General features: G+C 67.0%; 11 protein-coding genes and 2 pseudogenes. 3 read left to right on the top strand and 10 right to left on the bottom strand.

Annotation, left to right across the window (positions count from 1 at the left end):
* Positions 1–897: ATP-binding protein (locus tag G3N97_RS18815; RefSeq protein ID WP_205994582.1), on the top strand; the 897-nt coding region annotated here is incomplete at its 5' end.
* Between the two features lie 414 nt (positions 898–1311).
* Here the strand turns inward: G3N97_RS18815 and G3N97_RS18810 are convergent.
* Entirely contained in the window at positions 1312–1899 is a 588-nt protein-coding gene (locus tag G3N97_RS18810; RefSeq protein WP_241030673.1) for a hypothetical protein, read from the bottom strand.
* A gap of 260 nt (positions 1900–2159) precedes the next feature.
* Between G3N97_RS18810 and G3N97_RS18805 the strand changes: the two genes are divergently transcribed.
* Positions 2160–2690, top strand: a complete 531-nt coding sequence (locus G3N97_RS18805; protein ID WP_065062093.1) for a TlpA disulfide reductase family protein — start codon at positions 2160–2162, stop codon at positions 2688–2690.
* Positions 2691–2751: 61 nt separating this feature from the next.
* Here the strand turns inward: G3N97_RS18805 and G3N97_RS18800 are convergent, their stop codons facing one another.
* From G3N97_RS18800 to G3N97_RS18760, 9 genes and pseudogenes are all read right to left on the bottom strand, one after another.
* Complete coding sequence (locus tag G3N97_RS18800; RefSeq protein WP_205994580.1) at positions 2752–4113, bottom strand: sigma-54 dependent transcriptional regulator; 1362 nt, start codon at positions 4111–4113, stop codon at positions 2752–2754.
* Between the two features lie 113 nt (positions 4114–4226).
* Positions 4227–6080 (bottom strand): annotated as a pseudogene (locus tag G3N97_RS18795) (ATP-binding protein); the annotation flags it as partial.
* A 291-nt stretch (positions 6081–6371) separates the two neighbouring features.
* Positions 6372–7655: a dicarboxylate/amino acid:cation symporter gene (locus G3N97_RS18790; RefSeq protein ID WP_205994578.1), complete on the bottom strand. Its 1284-nt coding sequence runs from the start codon at positions 7653–7655 to the stop codon at positions 6372–6374.
* A 365-nt stretch (positions 7656–8020) separates the two neighbouring features.
* Positions 8021–8959 carry an ABC transporter permease subunit gene (locus G3N97_RS18785; protein WP_241030671.1) on the bottom strand — a complete coding sequence of 313 codons (939 nt, stop codon included), beginning with the start codon at positions 8957–8959 and terminating at the stop codon, positions 8021–8023.
* 48 nt (positions 8960–9007) lie between these two features.
* Positions 9008–9808 carry an ABC transporter ATP-binding protein gene (locus tag G3N97_RS18780; protein ID WP_205994577.1) on the bottom strand — a complete coding sequence of 267 codons (801 nt, stop codon included), beginning with the start codon at positions 9806–9808 and terminating at the stop codon, positions 9008–9010.
* A gap of 52 nt (positions 9809–9860) precedes the next feature.
* Entirely contained in the window at positions 9861–10919 is a 1059-nt protein-coding gene (tauA, locus tag G3N97_RS18775; RefSeq protein ID WP_074981438.1) for a taurine ABC transporter substrate-binding protein, read from the bottom strand.
* Positions 10920–11122: 203 nt separating this feature from the next.
* Complete coding sequence (lipA, locus tag G3N97_RS18770) at positions 11123–12130, bottom strand: lipoyl synthase (RefSeq protein ID WP_205994576.1); 1008 nt, start codon at positions 12128–12130, stop codon at positions 11123–11125.
* A 127-nt stretch (positions 12131–12257) separates the two neighbouring features.
* Positions 12258–13010 (bottom strand): annotated as a pseudogene (gene lipB / locus G3N97_RS18765) (lipoyl(octanoyl) transferase LipB); the annotation flags it as partial.
* 229 nt (positions 13011–13239) lie between these two features.
* On the bottom strand, positions 13240–13566 hold the full coding sequence (locus tag G3N97_RS18760) for a DUF2917 domain-containing protein (protein ID WP_065062081.1): 327 nt from the start codon (positions 13564–13566) through the stop codon (positions 13240–13242).
* Between the two features lie 99 nt (positions 13567–13665).
* On the opposite strand from G3N97_RS18760, the gene G3N97_RS18755 reads away from it, so the two are divergent.
* On the top strand, positions 13666–14643 hold the full coding sequence (locus tag G3N97_RS18755) for a transcriptional regulator GcvA (RefSeq protein ID WP_065062079.1): 978 nt from the start codon (positions 13666–13668) through the stop codon (positions 14641–14643).
* The last annotated feature ends 28 nt before the right edge of the window (positions 14644–14671 follow it).

The following is a 14671-nucleotide window of genomic DNA, read 5'->3' as shown; positions in this document are numbered from 1 at the left end:
GAAGTGGCGGCGGCGGGCGGCCATCATCTGCTGATGGTCGGGCCGCCCGGCGCGGGCAAGTCCATGCTCGCCGCGCGCCTGCCCGGCCTGTTGCCGCCGATGACCGACACCGAAGCGCTCGCAAGCGCCGCGCTGCTGTCCGCCAGTGCGATCGGCTTTTCGCCGCAGCAGTGGCGGCGTCGGCCTTTTCGCGCGCCGCATCACTCATCGAGCGCGGCGGCGCTGATCGGCGGCCGCAATCCGCCGCAGCCCGGCGAAATCACGCTCGCTCATTTAGGTGTCCTGTTTCTCGACGAGTTGCCCGAGTTCGATCGCCACGTGCTGGAAACCTTGCGTGAGCCGCTCGAAGCGGGCTCCATCACCATCTCGCGCGCGGCGTGGCAGACCGACTTCCCCGCCGCCTGCCAGCTCGTCGCGGCCATGAATCCGTGTCCGTGCGGCTGGCGCGGCGATCCGTCCGGACGTTGCCGCTGCACGCCCGAAGGTGCGGCGCGCTATCGGCGCAAGCTCTCCGGGCCGCTGCTCGACCGCATCGACATCCAGATCGAGATTCCCGCGCTGCCGCCCGCCGAACTCGCGGGCCGCGTCGCCGCGCCCAGCGAAGCCACTGCCGTCATCGCGCCGCGCGTGGCAGCCGCGCGCGAGCGGCAGATCGCGCGTCAGGGCAAGACCAACCGTGAACTGAGCGGACGCGAAACCGACACCGTCTGCCGCCCCGACGCCGCGGGCGAAGCGCTGCTGCGAGAGGCGGGCGAGCGCTTCGGCTGGTCGGCGCGCGCCTACTATCGCGCGCTCAAGGTGGCGCGCACGATCGCCGATCTCGCGGGCGACTCCATGCCCTCGGCGGCCCATATTGCGGAGGCCGTACAGTATCGCCGAGCGCTCGCCGATCAGTAGTGCGCACGAATTGCGCGGCGCGAACGCTCGTGCGCCAACGCGCGCGTCGCGTCGCGCATGGCGGGCCGCGGCAGCGCGCCCGCTCTCGTCAGACGGATCAAAAAATGGAAGTCAAGACTTGACTTATGCACACAACGTTGTGTTGAGCCCGTTTTCGTGCATGACTCGCATTTCGCTGTCATCCAAAATGCAAGTCATTGATTCTTCTCGATTTAACAAACTACGGGAAAGCGGCCAAATCTAACAAAAAGCCCACAGGGCGGCCTTTTGCGGCCATCGACGCGGCTTTTTCCACAAAGTTACCCACAGGCGCTGTGGGTAACCCGTAAACCCTCAATCAAATCCGTGTGTTAGCCGGTAAACCCAGGAGAGCACATTCAGTTCGCGCCGCTCGCGCCCGTCGCTCCGTTATCCTCAATACAGTTTGAAAGATTGGAAGAACTGATCGACTTGCTCGACGGGCGGCTGTTCGCGACCGACGATCGCGAGCTGGTACGCATGGGTTCCTCTCGCAACGATGCGCGCGTGGATCGTGCGCGCTTCGGCCTTGCCGCCCGCGTTGCCGAAACCTGCCGGGTTGTCGGCTTTGCCCGTCAGATCGAGTTCCATGCCCTGCACGGCGCCGCCCGCCGCCAGCGGCACGTCCACAGAACGCGCGGCGGGCGGCGTGCCGAGGTTGCGCGCGAGGCCGTCGCGCAGGAAGTCGAGCGCTTTCTGCTGGGTCACGGGCTGCGCGTCGGGCAGATCGAGCGTGCCGACCACGAACACCGCGCCGCCCACTTCGGCCGTCTGCACGCGCATGCGCATGGGCGTGCCGCCGACGTCGATGCTGCGCTGATCCGCGCCCGGCCTGGCAGGCAGATCGACGCTGTAGCCGCTCGCGTTGTTCGCGACCGTGCGCCAGTCGTAAGTGGGCGAGCACGCCAGCACGCCGGCGATGAGCGCTGCGCCCGCCGCGCAGGCAGCGGCACGGCGCAGCGCGTTGCGCGTCTTGTTTTGCATCGTGACGTCCATCGAACCTGAAAGCCTGACGAAATTCGGGAAACGCAAACGTGGCGGCATAAAAGTGCGGGATGACCGAAAGTGCGGACCATTATCCGCTGCGATGCCGGGCATGTGCCTGCGCAGCCGCTATGCCGGGAAATTCAGCGCTACAATGCGTTTGCTCAAGATTTGCGAGTGCTTGCCAGTTGTTTTGCTGGAAGTTTTGCCAGACGCAGTCCGGCTCTTTCCGCGCCCGTGGGCGCTCGAGGCACCAACCCATGTCCGCATCCCCGAATTCTCCGAAGGCGCGCTCCGGCGCGCTGCGCAACATCGCCGCCGCCGTCGTGGTGCTGGCGATCGCCATCGCCGGCTACTTCGCGTTCTTCGGCAGCCAGCAGCGCGTGCCGGACGCCACCTTCACGCTGCTGTCCGGCCAGAAGGTCTCGACCGCCGACCTCAAAGGCAAGGTCTATCTGATCAACTTCTGGGCGACGAGCTGCGCGACCTGCATGCAGGAAATGCCGCAGATGGTCCAGACCTATAACCGCTACAAGGGCGAAGGCCTCGAATTTGTCGCCGTGGCGATGAACTACGACGCGCCGATGTACGTCGCCAACTACGCGCAGACGCGCCAGCTGCCGTTCAAGGTGGCGATGGACGACGGCTCGGCCGCGAAGCAGTTCGGCAACGTGCAGCTCACGCCGACCACCTTCGTGGTCGACCGCAACGGCAAGATCCTCAAGCGCTACGTGGGCGAGCCGCAGTTCGCGGAACTCGACCAGTTGCTGCAAAAGGCGCTTTCGACCTGAGATCGCTGCGCACCAGCCCAGACGCCAATAAAAAACGGCAGCGATATTCGCTGCCGTTTTTTTATGCGCGCGGTTCGTGCTCGCCGCGCGCGACGAGCCCGTAACGCCGGATCTTTTCGTAGAGCGTGGCCTTCGCCATCTGCAGACGCTCGGCCGCCTGCGCGACCGCGCCGTTCGATTGCTGGAGCGCATCGGCAATCAGCGCGCGTTCGTATTGCTCGACGCGCTCCTTGAGCGGCTGCGCGTCGTCGGCGCCATTCGCGGCGGGCGGCGCGACATCGTCGGGAATCCCGAGCACGTAGCGGTCCGCCGCGTTGCGCAATTCGCGCACGTTGCCCGGCCAGTCGCGCTGCGCGAGACGCATGCGGTCGCGTTCGGTGAGCAGCGGCGCCGGGCGCTGGTAACGCACGGCCGCGTCCAGCAGGAAGTGCTCGAACAGCGGCACGATGTCCTCGCGACGCTCCGCGAGCGGCGGCAGCGCGATCGTCACCACGTTGAGCCGATACAGCAGGTCGCGCCGGAACGTGCCCGCCGCGACGTGTTCGAGCATATCGCCCTTGGCCGCCGCGACCACGCGCAGATCGACGCGCACCGGCTGGTTCGAGCCCAGCCGCTCCAGCACGCCGTCCTGCAGCACGCGCAGCAGCTTCACCTGAAGCGCGAGCGGCATGCTTTCGATTTCGTCGAGAAAGAGCGTGCCGCCCGCCGCATGTTCGAGCTTGCCGATCCGCCGCTTCGCCGCGCCCGTGAACGCGCCCGGCTCGTAGCCGAACATCTCCGACTCGAACATCGGCTCGGGCAGCGCACCGCAGTTCACGGCCACGAACGGTTTATCGCGGCGCGGCGACAGCTCGTGCAGACTGCGCGCGATCAGTTCCTTGCCCGCGCCGGTGTCGCCGTTGATGATCACCGACGCATCCGTGGGCGCGACGTTCGCGATCAGCTTGCGCACCTGCTCGATCGCCGGACTTCTGCCGATGATGCGCGGCGCGAGCGCGTTCTGTCCCGCCAGCTCGCGGCGCAGCGCGAGGTTTTCGAGCATCAGCGTGCGGCGCTCCAGCGCGCGGCGCACGGTTTCGATGAGCCGCTCGGACGCGAACGGCTTCTCGATGAAATCGTACGCGCCGTCGCGCATCGCCTGCACGGCCATCGAAATGTCGCCGTGACCGGTGACGAGAATCACCGGCACGTCGGGCGCGCGGTCGTGGCATTGCGCGAGCAGGTCGAGCCCGCTCATGCCAGGCAGGCGGATGTCGCTGACGACCACGCCCGCGAATTCGGCATCGACGAGCGGCAGCGCGGCTTCGGCGTTCGCGAAACCGGTCGCGTCGAAGCCCGCGAGTTGCAGGCTCTGCACGCCGGCGCGGCGCACCAGTTCGTCGTCCTCGATATAGAGCACCCGGCCGGGCGTCGTGTCGATCATGTTCGTTCGCCTTCCTGGTTGGAGGTGCGGGAGCTTGTGTCCTGCGGCTTCGGTTCGCCCGTGCCCGCAGTTACGCCCGCAGTTACGCCCGCAGTCGTAGCCGCAGTGGCTCCCATGCGCGTGCGCCGCAGCGTCAGCACGAAGCACGCGCCGCCGTCCGGGCCGTTGTGCGCGGCCAGCGCGCCGCCGCAATCGCGCGCGATCGACGACGAAATCGCCAGCCCGAGCCCGAGGCCCTGCCCCATCTCCTTGGTCGTGAAGAAGGGCTCGAAGAGGCGCGGCATGACGTCGTCGGGAATGCCCGGGCCGCTGTCGCGCACCGAGATCGCGAGCGTCGCGGGCAGCGCCTGAATGTCGATGACGATGCGCGGATCGGGCAGCCCCGCCACCGCGTCGAGCGCATTGCCGATCAGGTTGATGAGCACCTGTTCGAGCCGCAGGTCGTCGCATTGGGCGACCAGTTCGGGAGCATCGCCGTGTGGATCGAGCGGGACCGGCGCGGCCTCGCCGTCGGTCAGCGTGAGGTCGACGCGCACGCCTTCGAGCCGCTTGCCGAGCAGCGCGAGCGCGTTACGCAGCGCGCGCACCACGGGCGAGCGCTGGCTCCTCGGCTTCGCGCGCCCGACGAACAGCTTGAGCTGATTGACGATCTTGCCCATGCGCTCGGTGAGCGAGCCGATCGCCTCCAGATTCTCGTGCGCGGAATCGTACTGGCCGCGCGTGAGAAACACGCGCGTATTGTCGGAGAAACTGCGCAGCGCGGCGAGCGGCTGATTCAGTTCATGCGTGATGCCCGCCGCCATCTGCCCGAGCGCCGCGAGTTTGCTCGCCTGAATCAGCTCGTCCTGGGTGGCGCGCAACTCCTGCTCGGCGCGCGTGCGTTCGGCCACTTCGCGCTGCAGGCGCTCGTTGGCCTGCGAGAGATCGGCGGTGCGCTCGGCCACGCGGTCGTTGAGCATCGCATAGGCTTTTTGCAGCATCGCGCGGCTGCGCAGCACTTCGCGCACGCGCGCGCGGCGCATGCGCCAGTAGAAACCGAGCAGGCACAACGAGACATAGCCGAAGCCGGTCATGATGGTCGCGTTGCGCGCGGCGTCGAGCACCGGATCGATCGGCGACATCGTCACCAGATGCCAGTCGGGCTCGCCGAGCGCGCGGCGCGTTTCCAGATAGCGCGGCGCGCGCAGGCCGCTGCCGATGCGCACGATGTCGGCATCGCCGGGCAGCACGTGCTCCACGCTCGCGGGCAGCGGCGCGATGTCCTGGCGCGCGTACTGGCGCGTCTGGTCGATCGAGCGGACGATCTCCGCGGGCAGCGGGCGCACCGTGCGGTACTTCCACGCGGGCACGGAGGACAGAAAGATCACGCCGTGATCGTCGGTGACGAGCAGCGGCTCGGACGCATCCGAGCCCGGAAACCATTCGAGATTGAGCTTCACCACGGCCACGCCGACGATCTTCTCGCCGCGCCGCACCGGCTGCGAAATGTAGTAGCCCGGATCGTGCGAGATCGTGCCGATGCCGAAGAAGCGCCCCACGTTGCCTTGCGCGGCCTCGATGAAATACGGGCGGAAGCGGTATTCGCTGCCGACGAAACTGTCCGCGCCGCGCCAGTTGCTTGCGGCGATGCAGCGGCCGTCGGCGCCGATGATGTAGGTCGTGGTGGCGCGCGCGTGGCGGTTCACATCCTCGAGATAGCGGTTCGCCTCGGCCACCCAGTCGGGGCGCGGATCGGCCAGCACGTCCTGCACGAGCGGATGCTCGCCCACCAGATACGGCAGCGATTCGTAGCGCTCCAGCGTGCTCTTGAGCGCGGCGGTCGTGCGGTCGCCGCGCACGGCGGCGTTGCGGCGCAGCGCGTCGATGCCGGTCTGCCACGCAAGCGACCACGCGAGCGCGCAAACCACCGCGAGCCCGACGGCGAGCACGATGAACACAATGAGACGGCGCGTCACGGAGGTGGCTTCCGGAGAGTCGGATGGGGATGGAGAGAATTGTGGCACACGCTTACCGCGCGAGGCGGCCGACGGCTTGAGTGGAAGGGGAAAAGAGGCGCGGCGCGCCGCAGGGGAACAGCGCGCCGCCCAACGGCACGAAGCCGCCAAAGGACATGATGCAGGGTAAAGCGGTGGTACAGCCCGTGGTACAGCCGGTAATACAGCGGTTATTGCCGGCACGACCGGCTTTGCTGCGATCCGGGCGAAGCGCACGCGCTCCGCCCGCGAAAGACACCGGAACGACCGGAACGCCCGGAGCGCTTAAACGCCCGCGCCTTCCTTCACTTCATCGAGATTGCCGGACAGCGCCGCGCGCAACTTGTCGCGGTCGAGTTCCTTCTCCCATGCCGACACCACGACCGTCGCCACGCCGTTGCCGACGATGTTGGTCAGCGCGCGGCATTCGCTCATGAAGCGGTCGATGCCGAGAATCAGCACCATGCCCGACAGTGGAATGGTCGGCACCACGGCCAGCGTCGCCGCCAGCGTGATGAAGCCCGCGCCGGTCACGCCGCTTGCGCCCTTCGAGGTGAGCATCGTCACCGCGAGCAGCGTGAGCTGCTGGGTCCACGTGAGGTCGGTGTTGGTCGCCTGGGCGATGAAGAGCACCGCCATCGTCATGTAGATGTTGGTGCCGTCGAGGTTGAACGAATAGCCGGTCGGCACGACGAGACCCACGACCGAGCGCGGGCAGCCCATGCGTTCGAGCTTCTGCATCAGTTGCGGCAGCGCCGATTCCGACGAGCTCGTGCCCAGCACGATCAGCAGTTCTTCCTTGATGTACGAAACGAAGCGGATGATCGAGAAGCCCGTGAAGCGCGCGATCGCGCCGAGCACCACGAGCACGAACACGATCGACGTCAGATAGAACGTGCCGATCAGCTTGAGCATCGGCACGAGCGAACCCACGCCGTACTTGCCGATGGTGAACGCCATCGCGCCGAACGCGCCGATCGGCGCGAGCTTCGTGACGATCTTGACGATGCCGAACAGCACGCCCGAGAGGCTGTCGATGAAGTCGGTCACCACGCGGCCGCGCTCGCCCAGTTGCGCGAGCACCGCGCCGAACAGCAGCGCGATCAGCAGAATCTGGAGAATTTCACCCTGGCCGAACGCCGAGAACATCGTGTCCGGAATGATGTGCATCAGGAAGTCGACGGTGCTCTGACCGTGCGCCTTCTCCGCGAAGCTCGCCACGGCCTTGGCGTCGAGCGTCTTCACGTCGACGTTGAAGCCCGCGCCCGGCTTGAGCACGTGCGTGGCGATCAGGCCGAGCACCAGCGCGAACGTCGAGACGATTTCGAAGTACAGCAGCGCCTTGCCGCCCACGCGGCCCACCTTCTTCATGTCTTCCATGCCGGCGATGCCGGTCACGACCGTACAGAAGATGATCGGCCCGATCACCATCTTGATCAGCTTGATGAAGGCGTCGCCGAGCGGCTTCATGTCGATGCCGAGGGCCGGAGAGAAGTGGCCCAGGATCACGCCGATGACAATCGCCACGATCACCTGGAAATAGAGCACTTTGTGGAGAGGTTTCTTCACTTTGGATGCCTGCAATGAGTTAAGCCGATGGCCGCGCGTGAATACGCGCCGAACCGCGACAGGTCGAAACGGGGGGAATCAGCGAAACCGGACGAGGGGATCGGACATCGGCTGTCTCCTTGCTTTTTTTTGTCGCGGCCGGGGTGGCCGCGCGATTTATTTTGCAAGGTTGATGCCAGCGGCGCAGTGCGCGCGCACCCTTGATTTACAAGGGATTTTTATCTCATAAGGCGAAGCGCAATCTGGATTTCCAGAAATGCGGATTGGATACGTCCGGGAATCCGGAAATCCGGGCGCGCGGGCGCGGCCCGGAAGAAGGGTCTAAACAGTCGGGCGATGGAAGCGTCGTGCGAGTGTGCGTGACTTCAGCCGCGCCCTTTCCACGGCACGAGACGCCGTTCGAGCGCGCGCATGCCGAGGTCGAAGCCCCAGGCGATCAGACCGATCAGCACGATGCCCATCACCACGACGTCGGTGCGCAGGAAGCTCGACGCGTTGAGCACCATCTGGCCGAGCCCCGCCGTGGCAGCGACCATTTCGGCGGCGACGAGCGTGGTCCAGCCGAAGCCGATGGCGATGCGCAGCCCGGTGAGGATTTCCGGCAGCGCGGCCGGCAGCACCACGAAGCGCACGATCTGCGCGAAGCTGCCGCCCAGCGACGCCGCCGCGCGCAACTGTTCGACGGTGGCGCTTTTCGCGCCCGCGCGCGCGGCCATCGCGATCGGCGCGAAGCAGGCGAGCCAGATCACGACGATCTTGGCGGTCTCGTCGATGCCGAACCAGATCACCACGAGCGGCAGGTAGGCGAGCGGCGGCAACGGCCGGTAGAACTCCAGCGGCGGATCGAGCAGACCGCGCGCGACGCGCGACACGCCCATCAGGATGCCGACGGGAATCGCCGTCAGCGCCGCGAGCGCGAACGCGCCGAACACGCGCAGCGCACTCCAGAACAGATGCTCCGAGAGCGGCAGGCCGCCCTGGATGCGTCCGTGCCAGGCGTCGACGAAGGCGTGCCAGACCGCCTCGGGCGTCGGCAAAAAGAGCGGCGGCAGCCAGTGCAGATGCGTGGCGAGCCACCAGAGCGCGGCGAGACCGGCCACCGACGCGGCGGAGAGCGCCGCCGTCGGCCCTTCGCCGGGCATGCGCCAGACGCGGGCGCGTGAACCGCTCGACGCGACCTGTGCGGGTTGCGGAGCGATCTTTGAAGCGTTGTTTGGCGCGCTGCTTGACGCAGTTTCAGCGCCTTCGAAACCGGATGACGCGCGTGCGTTCAGCGCTTCCAATGATTCCTGCGGCACGCTCATCGCATCACCTTGACTGTCGACTTCATGATGGGTTTCGCGAATGGGCGCTCACGACAGCGCCGGTTCGCGCACATCCGCGTGCAGCAACTGCACGAGCCGCTCGCGCCATTCGATGAAATCGGGCGCCGACTTCACCGAGCGCGCGTCGCGCGTCCGCAGATAGCGGCGCGCGAACGGCACCTCGAACGCGTGCTCGATGCGGCCCGGCCCCGGCGTCATGACCACCACGCGCGTCGCCAGAAAGAGCGCCTCCTCCACGCTGTGCGTGATGAAGAACACCGTCTTCTGCGTGCGCGCCCAGACGTCGAGCACGAGCGTCTGCACGGATTCGCGCGTCATCGCGTCGAGCGCGCCCATCGGCTCGTCCATCAGCAGCACCTGCGGATCGCTCGCGAGCGCGCGCGCGATGCCCACGCGCTGCTGCATGCCGCCCGAGAGCGCATCCACGCGCGAGCGCGCGTGATCGTCGAGCCCGACGAGCGCCAGTTGCTCGCGCGCGATGCGCTCGCGTTCGGCCTTCGGCACGCGCCGGAAACGCAGGCCCAGCGCGACGTTGTCGAGCACGTTCAGCCACGGCAGCAACGCATGCTTCTGGAACACCACGCCGCGCTCCGCGCCCGGTCCGGCCACGCGCGCGCCGTTCACGCGCACTTCGCCGCCGGTCGGTTCGATGAAGCCCGCGATGCAGTTCAGCAAGGTGGTCTTGCCGCAGCCCGACGCGCCGAGCGCGACCACGAACTCGCCGCGCTCGACCTGCAGGTTCACGTTCGCGAGCGCCACGCTGGGCGCGTCGCCGCGACGCGCGCCCGCGTAGGCGACGCTCAGATCGCGGATATCCAGTGCGCTCATGCTCGCCTCCTTCGCGTGCGTATGCTGACGAATGCCGATATCGGCGCGTAAATCAGTGCGCGGCGGCGCGCTGCACGTAACGCGGATCGATGCCGACCGAGTAATCGGGCAACACGTTCTGGATCGTGCCTTGCTGCTTGAGGAAGGACGCCGTCGCGAGCAGCGATTGCGCAGCGCCCGACTGCGCGCCGCCGCCCAGCCAGGTCTTCGAGGCCTGCTCGGCGGGCGTCGGGAATGCGTAGAGCGCGAGGCTCGCGGGCACTTCGTCCGGATTCGCGCCCGACTCCTTCGCCACGGCCTGCACCTGCGGCGAGGCGGCGTTCCAGGCGGCGCGATGCGCGCTGTAATCGGCGTCGGCGGCGGCCAGCACCTGCACGAACTTCGCCACGAAGTCGCCGTTATCCTTCGCGAAACCGCGATCGACCACGAAGCCGTCGAAGGTCGCCTTGCCCGTCGCCTTGGCCACCTGCCCCGACGTGATCAGCACCTTGCCGCTCTTCTTCACCTGCGCGAGCACCGGGTCCCAGATGTAGGTCGCGTCGATGTTGCCGCGCTGCCAGGCCGCCGCGACTTCGGGCGGACGCAGGTTCACGATCTTCACATCGGCGGGATTCACGCCCGCGTTCTGCAACGCCACGAGCGCATGGAAATGCGAGGTCGACACGAACGGCACGCCGATCGTCTTGCCCTTGAGGCCCGCGATGCTCGTCACGCCCGAACCGTCGCGCGCGACCAGCGCCTCGGCGTCGTTGATGTTGTCGAGAATCCAGAACAGCGAGAGATTCACGCCCTGCGAGAGCCCCGCCGCGATCGGGCTCGACCCGGCTTCGCCGAGCTGCACCGAACCCGACGCGAGCGCGCGGATCACATCGGCGCCGCTCGCGAGCTTGCGGAACGTGACCTTGTAGCCGGTCGCCTTTTCGACTTCGCCGGTCGCCTGCGCGTAGCGCCACGGCACCACCATGTCCTGATACGCGATCACGACTTCGCGCGTCTCGGCATGCGCGCGCGGCGCGCCGAACGCGGCGAACAGCGCCGTGGCCGCCAGCGCGGCGGCGAGCACGCGCGGACGTTGCGAGGAAAGGACACGTTGACGGGCGCGATGACTCATCGAAAAACTCCGGCGGAACCACTGAGGTTGAATGGAAGGTTCCGACTATAGGGAGTCTGGCGGCGTCCGGTTCTAATTTATCCGCGATAGCTAATGACGCTGCTGGAGCATTGCTTTGCGTGTTCCTGCGCATGCCGCGCGCCAACGAAAAAGCCCGCTTTTCAGCGGGCTTTTTTCAATGCGATGAAGCGAAACGAAGCGGCTTAGACCACGCCCGCGCCGTGCGCCTGCAGATCGGCGTGATAGCTCGAACGCACCATCGCGCCGACGGCGGCGTGCGTGAAGCCCATCTTGTACGCCTCTTCCTCGTACATCTTGAAGGTGTCCGGATGCACGTACGAACGCACCGGCAGATGGTGCTCCGAAGGCTGCAGATACTGGCCGATCGTGAGCATGTCCACGTCGTGCGCGCGCAGATCGCGCATCACCTGAAGAATCTCTTCCTCGGTTTCGCCGAGACCCACCATCAGGCCCGACTTGGTCGCGACGTCCGGATGCAGCGCCTTGAAGTCCTTCAGCAGCTTCAGCGAGTGCGCGTAGTCCGAACCCGGGCGCGCTTCCTTGTACAGACGCGGCACCGTTTCGAGGTTGTGGTTCATCACGTCGGGCGGCGCGGCGTTCAGGATGCCGAGCGCGCGATCGAGACGGCCGCGGAAGTCGGGCGTGAGAATCTCGATGCGGGTTTCCGGCGAATGCTCGCGCACCTGGCGGATGCATTCGACGAAGTGGCCCGCGCCGCCGTCACGCAGGTCGTCGCGGTCGACGCTCGTGATCACGACGTACTTGAGCTTGAGCGCGCCGATGGTGCGCGCGAGGTTCGCCGGTTCGTCCGGATCGAGCGGATCGGGACGGCCGTGGCCGACGTCGCAGAACGGGCAGCGACGCGTGCACTTGTCGCCCATGATCATGAACGTCGCGGTGCCCTTGCCGAAGCATTCGCCGATGTTCGGGCAGCTCGCCTCTTCGCACACCGTATGCAGGTTGTGCTCGCGCAGGATGTTCTTGATCTCGTAGAAGCGCGACGTGCCCGTGGCCGCTTTCACGCGGATCCAGTCGGGCTTCTTGAGCTTCTCGATGGGGATGATCTTGATCGGAATGCGCGCCGTCTTGGCCTGCGCCTTCTGTTTCGCGCTCGCGTCGTAGGGGACGCCGTCGGCGGGGGCCGGGCTCGGGGCCAGATTCGCGGCGGGGTTCGCGGTTACATCAGTCATTCGTTCGATCCAGTCAGGCCGCCGGAACAGCGCCAGCCTGCGGTTGCGGCGGTTGCCCGCCTGAGGCCGCCTGAGCAGCCGGGTCCACTGCAGCCGCTTCGGCCGCCGGGTCTGTGGCGGCCGCTTCGGCCACCGGAAGATTTGCCGCGTGCGCAGCGAGTTGCGTCTCGAGCTGCGCCGCCAGCGTGGCGGCCACGTCGCGCCAGTCCGCCGCGACGCCGAGCGACGCCATATCGACAGTTTCGAGGCCCGCGTAGCCACACGGATTGATCGCGAGGAAGGGGCTCAGGTCCATCGACACATTCAGGCTCACGCCGTGGTAGCTGCAGCCGTTGCGGATCTTCAGACCGAGCGCCGCGACCTTCGCGCCACGGTGCGCCGCGCTGGCGCCCGACGCGTGTTCCGGCACGTAAATGCCGGGCGCGCCGGCCTTGCGCTCGCTCGCGAGATTATACGCCGCCAGCGTGTCGATCACGGCCTGCTCGATGAGCGTCACCAGCTCGCGCACCATCAGTTTCCGGCGTCGCAGATCGAGCAGCAAATAGGCCACGATCTGGCCCGGCCCGTGATACGTGATCTGGCCGCCGCGGTCGATCTGGACGAGCGGAATACCGCTGTTGGCGACGAGCAGATGCTCGGGCTTGCCGGCCTGCCCGAGCGTGAAAACGGGCGGATGCTCGACGAGCCAGATTTCGTCAGGGGTGTCGGCGGCGCGCTGATCGGTGAACGCGCGCATGGCGTCGAAGCTCGCCTGGTAGGCCTCGTTGCCGCGCCAGCGCACGACGGGCGCTGCGAAGCGCGCGCCGGCCGGGCCGGATTCGGTGCTGGACGCCGCCTCGGCGATCGTGGAAATCGCGGAGTTCGCGGGGTCGGATGACATGGACAGGGGTGAAACCGGGGTGGCGCACATGATTCCCGAAGTTTACCTAATTCGGGACAAGCGCGCCGAGGCCGCTGCGCGATAACCGGGATCAGGGCGCGCGCCAGGCCGCCTCGCCGGGCGCACGCGATGTCGCGACTTTAGCGCGAACCTGTGCGGTCCCGGCGCGGTTTGCAGATTGGATTTGCACGCATCGGATCGTGCATCGAACGGTACGTCAACCGCTGTATCAAACCGTGCGCCAGCCGTCGCGCGCATGCACGCCGAAGCGCGCCGCCGTGCGCGCGGCCCAATCCACCGCACGCTCGCCCACGCGCTTGGGCGTGGCGAACGCCACCCACGCGGCGGCGCCCTGCTCCGCGCCGATCCACAGACGCTCGCCGCGACGCAGCCGCAGCGTCTGGCCCGGTTCGAGCCAGTAATCGGCCGTATCGTCGCTGCGCGTGACCCAGACCGCGCCGCAGCGCACCGTCAGGCGCGTGCTGCGCGAAACGCGTACCGATGCCACTTGCCGGGCTTCCACCTCGAAGGTGATATCCGAAGAAATTTCTCTCATTTTCGACTCCGAATGACGTGCTCCAATGGCTACAATCCTAGACACTGCAAGGGATCGAGCAAAACGATCATTTTTCACGCCTATGTGAGAAAAATTACGATGGATCTGCGTACGCTTCCCGCCCTCAATGCACTCAAGTCTTTCGAGGCCGCCGCCCGCCACGAGAGTTTTTCGCGTGCCGCCGACGAACTCTTCGTCACGCACGGCGCGGTCAGCCATCAGATCCGCGCACTCGAAGCCGAACTCGGCGTGGCGCTGTTCGCGCGCGACGGCAAGCGCGTGCGCGTGACCGACACGGGCCGCCGCTACGCCACCCAGGTGCGCGACGCGCTCAACCAGTTGGCCCGCGCCACCGAGGAAATCCGCTCGGGCGACCGCGACCGCCGCCTCGTCGTGTCGATGCTGTCGTCGTTCGCGGCGCGCTGGGTCACGCCGCGCATCGGCCGCTTCATCGAGGCGCATCCGCAGTGGGACGTCGAGCTGCAATCCACCAATTCGCTGATCGATTTCACGCGCGACGACGTGGACGTGGCGATCCGTTTCGGCTTCGGCCACTATCCGGGCCTGCACACCGAACTGCTGCTCGACGAGATCTTCTTTCCCGCCTGCGCGCCCGACTTCAACGGCGGCAAGCTGCCCGACGATCCGCGCGAGATGACGAAGCTGCCGCTGCTGCGCTCCGACGACGAACTGTGGCGTCCGTGGTTCGACGCCGCCGGTCTGCAGGATCTGCCCGAACCCAAGCGCGGCGTGCTCTATCAGGATTCGTCGAATCTGCTGCAAGCCGCGATGGACGGCCAGGGCATCGCGCTCGTGCGCCGCTCGCTCGCGATGCACGAAATCACGCGCGGACGCCTCGTGCGCCTGTTCAAGGACATCGACGGCCCGAGTCCGTGGCGCTACTACTTCATCTGCCAGCCGCAGCGCCTGCAAACCGAGCGCGTGACAGCGTTTCGCGACTGGGTGTTCGACGAGGTGGCGCGCTTTCGTCGGCTCTACGAAGACGCCTGCGAGGCCGGCCCGGTCATCACGGCCGCCGCCGCGGCGCTGCGCGCGACCACGGGCGACGCGCCTTGAAGCGCGCTTCAATGAACGCCTCGAAGCG

This window comes from Paraburkholderia sp. Ac-20347, assembly GCF_017104805.1.
Classification (GTDB): Bacteria; Pseudomonadota; Gammaproteobacteria; order Burkholderiales; family Burkholderiaceae; genus Paraburkholderia; species Paraburkholderia tropica.
Note: the sequence above shows the minus strand (reverse complement) of the source record. Positions and strands in the feature narration are given on the sequence as shown.

What these genes read in the sequence shown, in the direction of transcription:
- lipA (WP_205994576.1), bottom strand. Translation starts at nt 12,130, where the DNA reads ATGACTGATGTAACCGCGAACCCCGCCGCGAATCTGGCCCCGAGCCCG.
- G3N97_RS18805 (WP_065062093.1), top strand. Translation starts at nt 2,160, where the DNA reads ATGTCCGCATCCCCGAATTCTCCGAAGGCGCGCTCCGGCGCGCTGCGC.
- G3N97_RS18780 (WP_205994577.1), bottom strand. Translation starts at nt 9,808, where the DNA reads ATGAGCGCACTGGATATCCGCGATCTGAGCGTCGCCTACGCGGGCGCG.
- G3N97_RS18755 (WP_065062079.1), top strand. Translation starts at nt 13,666, where the DNA reads ATGGATCTGCGTACGCTTCCCGCCCTCAATGCACTCAAGTCTTTCGAG.
- G3N97_RS18800 (WP_205994580.1), bottom strand. Translation starts at nt 4,113, where the DNA reads ATGATCGACACGACGCCCGGCCGGGTGCTCTATATCGAGGACGACGAA.
- G3N97_RS18760 (WP_065062081.1), bottom strand. Translation starts at nt 13,566, where the DNA reads ATGAGAGAAATTTCTTCGGATATCACCTTCGAGGTGGAAGCCCGGCAA.
- G3N97_RS18785 (WP_241030671.1), bottom strand. Translation starts at nt 8,959, where the DNA reads ATGAGCGTGCCGCAGGAATCATTGGAAGCGCTGAACGCACGCGCGTCA.
- G3N97_RS18810 (WP_241030673.1), bottom strand. Translation starts at nt 1,899, where the DNA reads ATGCAAAACAAGACGCGCAACGCGCTGCGCCGTGCCGCTGCCTGCGCG.
- tauA (WP_074981438.1), bottom strand. Translation starts at nt 10,919, where the DNA reads ATGAGTCATCGCGCCCGTCAACGTGTCCTTTCCTCGCAACGTCCGCGC.